Origin of the sequence: Streptococcus oralis (assembly GCF_001578945.1) — a bacterium.
GTDB lineage: Bacteria > Bacillota > Bacilli > Lactobacillales > Streptococcaceae > Streptococcus > Streptococcus oralis_Q.
Window position 1 is genome coordinate 247470 of the sequence record NZ_KQ969552.1, and the last position, 3905, is coordinate 251374.

A 3905-nucleotide genomic window follows, 5' to 3' on the forward strand; every position below is an offset into this window, starting at 1 on the left:
GAGAAAAGACTGTAATTTTTCCATCTTTTTAATTAAAAACTTAGATGATAATCTCATCTTTCCTTTGTTTCAGTGTATGATTTTTTCATACAGCCGATGCGATAATATGAAAAAGCCCACACACAGAAAACAATCTGTGTGAGGGCGTTGGTAACGCGGTGCCACCTCAATTATAAAGGGACTATCCCCCTTTACATCTCTGCCTTGTCTAACAACAAGTTGCACTGTAAGGTGTGCGCACCGAATTTTCATTGTTTCAAATTCATTTTTAAAATCAGCCCACTTTCACTACTTCCAACCACCTGTTCACAATCACCACAGGCTCCCTGAAGATCAAAAATAGTTACTTTTCTGATTTGTCAAGAATATTATATGCTATTGTCCGCTTTTTGTCAAGATTTTTTTATGATTTTTTTCCAGAACCGAGGATCTCTTCGGAAATTCTCACCAAAGTCTTAACGATGTAATCAACTTCTTCATCGCTTAATTTTGTATGAAGAGGAAGCGTAATTTCATTTTCAAAGAAGGCATAGGCTCTTGGATAATCTGCCATATCAAAACCAAGATTCTTATAGGCTGTCAGGAGAGGAAGCGGTTTGTAGTGTACATTACTTGCAATTCCTGCTTTGGCCAATTCTTGGATGATACGATTACGCTCTTCTAGACTAGCTCCTTCTACATGGGTGATGTAGAGGTGGCGTGAAGATTCGACAGTATCGGTCTTGTGTGCCAGTGGGTGAATACGAGTACCCGCAAAACCACGATCATAGCGGTCCACGATGTCCTTACGACGTTGTAGCAAAGCTGGGTAACGGTCCAATTGTACCAAACCAATCGAAGCCATGATATCTGTCATGTTGCACTTGTAGGCTGGTGTAACGATATCGTATTCCCAAGAACCCAATTGCATCTTGGCAAGAGCGTCTTTGGTTTGACCGTGAAGGGAAAGGATTTGGAATTCCTTGTACATCTCTTCATCGTCAATGGCTGGATTGGCTTTCCAAGTTGCACTTCCACCCTCAGCCGTTGTAAAGTTTTTAACGGCATGGAATGAGAAGGAAGTAAAGTCAGCGATAGAACCAGCTGGTTGCCCTTTATAAGTTGATCCCAAAGCATGGGCACTATCAGAAACAATCACAATACGGTTAAAGGCTTTTTGCCACTTGCTTGATGCAGTAAAGAGGTCACGTTTCTTCTCCACGACTTGGAACAAACGGTCATAGTTGCAAACAATCCCTGCAAGGTCTACTGGGATGATGACCTTAGTCTTTTCAGTGATGGCTTGCTCAAGAAGGTCATAGTCCATCTCAAACGTATCTGCTTGAATATCCACCATGACAGGTGTTGCTCCTACGTGAGTGATGACACTACATGAAGCTGTGTAGGTCATAGCTGGAACGATGACTTCATCACCTGGTCCCACTTCCAAGACTCGCAAAATCAACTCAAGTGCGGCTGTCGCAGAGTTGAGGCAGACAGTCTTAGGTGTCTGTGTGTATTGAGACAAGCGACGCTCCAGTTCTTTTGTCTTAGGACCTGTTGTAATCCAACCAGAACGAAGGGTATCCGCTACTTCAGCAATTTCAGCTTCTGTAATATCGGGTGGTGAAAATGGAATATTGTAATTTGGCATTGATTTGCTCCTTTTATCTGTACTCATTTTCTCATGACTACTTTATTTTAGTACCTCAAACACGGTTTGAAACATGATTTTGATATCTCCAAGGAAACTAAATTCTCGGAGATAGGCGAGGTTATAGCGCATCTTTTCAGGAAGGACATGTTCGACATAGGCCTGGTCAACCGATAGGCCTTTCTCTGTCATTTGACTGATGATGGTGTCCTCATCCTTGTAGTTGATACTGGCTGGAGAGGTGATTCCTGCTGGCAAGAGCAAGGTCGCCATCATTTCAGGGCTGTACTGCTCTGTGTAACGTGGCACTTCAGGACGCGTACCTACAAAGGACATCTCGCCTTTAAGAACATTGACCAGCTGAGGCAGTTCGTCCAAGCGCACACGGCGAATGAAATTTCCCACTTTGGTAATGCGGCTATCATTAGCAGAAGTCACTAGACTTCCTTTTTTATCCGCATCCGTCACCATAGTACGGAACTTCCAGATCTTGAACGGACGGTTGTACTGGGTCACGCGCTCTTGCTTGTAAATGATAGGCCCCTTGCTATCCAACTTGATCCAAATGCTCAAGACAAGAAAGATGGGAGAAGTCAAAACTAGCAAAAATAAGGCCAGAACCCAGTCCAGGCAACGCTTGAAAATCAGCGACCCCTTCCTTTTAGAGACAAGCTGGTAGTAAGACTCAACCTCGCTTGATCGCATTTCCACGGGCAAGTCTTCCCATTTCAGCATGCTGTTTCTCCTTTGTTTTTATTATACTATTTGTCAACAGTTTTCATTATACCACAAAATAGAAAAGGCGGTGCAAGAAAGCTGTAATTTGGAGGAATTCTTATTAGGACATGGCTCCAGCCTGCAAGCTATACATCTTGTGATAGGTTCCTCCCAAGGCCAAGAGTTCCTCATGGGTTCCACTCTCGATGATGCGCCCCTTATCTAAGACATAAATGCAGTTGGCGTCTTGGATAGTCGAAAGGCGGTGGGCGATAGCAATTGTTGTTCTCCCCTGTCTCATCTTGGCTAGGGAATCTTGAACCAAACTTTCTGTTTCAGAGTCAATATTGGCAGTCGCTTCATCCAAAATCAGGATTTTAGGCTGACTGGCAACAGTTCTAGCAAAGGCAAGAAGCTGGCGCTGGCCAGTAGAAAAGCTCGAGCCACGCTCAGACACAGGTGCATCATAACCCTGCGGAAGGTCCTGAATAAAGGAATCTGCATCGACAAAGGCAGCCGCAGCCTGGACCTCTTCATCACTAAGATCTTGGTACATGGCGATATTGGACTTGATAGTCCCATGATAGAGGAAGGGTTCCTGTAAGACTAGCCCAATATTTTTTCTCAGCTCTTCCTGACTGTAGTCTCTAATATCCACATCATCCAAGAGAACGCGGCCTGACTGAAATTCATAAAAACGCATGAGGACATTGATAATGGAAGATTTCCCCGAACCTGTATGCCCTACAAAGGCAATGGTTTCACCCTTCTCAACTGAAAAGGAAATGTCGTCCAGAATCTGGTGCTTGCCATCATAAGAGAAACACACATGTTCAAAACGGATATTGCCGTCTTGGACTTTGGCTTTCCCATTTTTTTGAAGAGGCTCATAGGTCGTCTCGTCAATCAAGGCAAAGACACGGCCTGCAGACACCATGGACGTTTGAAGGGTTGAAAAGTTTTGCGTTACCTCAATCAAGGGATCAAAGAGACGATTGATGTACTGGATAAAGGCATACATGGTTCCGGCTGTTATCCCGATAGAAAGACCACGGTAGCCAAAGTAGGCCATCAAAACTGCGTAGCCTAGGAGTTTCAGCAAACTCATGGCAGGTCTCAAAAAGAGGGCATCCAAGGCTACAGAACGGTTGGCATAGACCAAGTGTTCTTGGTTGATTTCATCAAATTCTGCCTGCAGGTGCTTCTCTTGATTAAAGGCCTGAATAATCCTGATTCCCTCAATGTTTTCTGCCAGCTTACTATTGATATCCGACAAGAGACTTCTGGTTTTCTCGATAATCTTGACTGACTTTTTCCGATAGAGATTGACCAACAGAAAAATCAAGGGAAGAAAGAGCAAGACTAAAGCTGTCAAACGAAAATCCAGCACCAACATGGTATACAGGGTTGTCAGAAAGATGAAAACTGCTGAAATAAAGCTGGATAAAATCCCTGAAAACATATCACTGATGGTCTCGGTATCATTTGTCAAACGAGAAACGATGGAACCTGCTGGCGTCTTGTCAAAATAAGACATGCCGAGTTTCTCCATATT

Annotated in this window: 3 protein-coding genes and 1 other annotated feature; all 3 genes read right to left on the reverse strand. The window is 43.8% G+C overall.

The genetic code is table 11. The features are described from left to right. Positions 1 to 137: 137 nt before the first annotated feature. Positions 138 to 372, reverse strand: a binding site (T-box leader). Between the two features lie 31 nt (positions 373 to 403). After that, positions 404 to 1633 carry a DegT/DnrJ/EryC1/StrS family aminotransferase gene (locus tag SORDD16_RS06645; RefSeq protein WP_061452814.1) on the reverse strand — a complete coding sequence of 410 codons (1230 nt, stop codon included), beginning with the start codon at positions 1631 to 1633 and terminating at the stop codon, positions 404 to 406. A gap of 42 nt (positions 1634 to 1675) precedes the next feature. After that, complete coding sequence (locus tag SORDD16_RS06650; protein WP_061452815.1) at positions 1676 to 2368, reverse strand: sugar transferase; 693 nt, start codon at positions 2366 to 2368, stop codon at positions 1676 to 1678. A gap of 103 nt (positions 2369 to 2471) precedes the next feature. Continuing rightward, positions 2472 to 3905: ABC transporter ATP-binding protein (locus SORDD16_RS06655; RefSeq protein ID WP_081215171.1), on the reverse strand; the 1434-nt coding region annotated here is incomplete at its 5' end.

Excerpts from the sequence above, each read along its gene's own strand:
- SORDD16_RS06645 (WP_061452814.1), bottom strand. The coding sequence starts at position 1,633 with ATGCCAAATTACAATATTCCATTTTCACCACCCGATATTACAGAAGCT.
- SORDD16_RS06650 (WP_061452815.1), bottom strand. The coding sequence starts at position 2,368 with ATGCTGAAATGGGAAGACTTGCCCGTGGAAATGCGATCAAGCGAGGTT.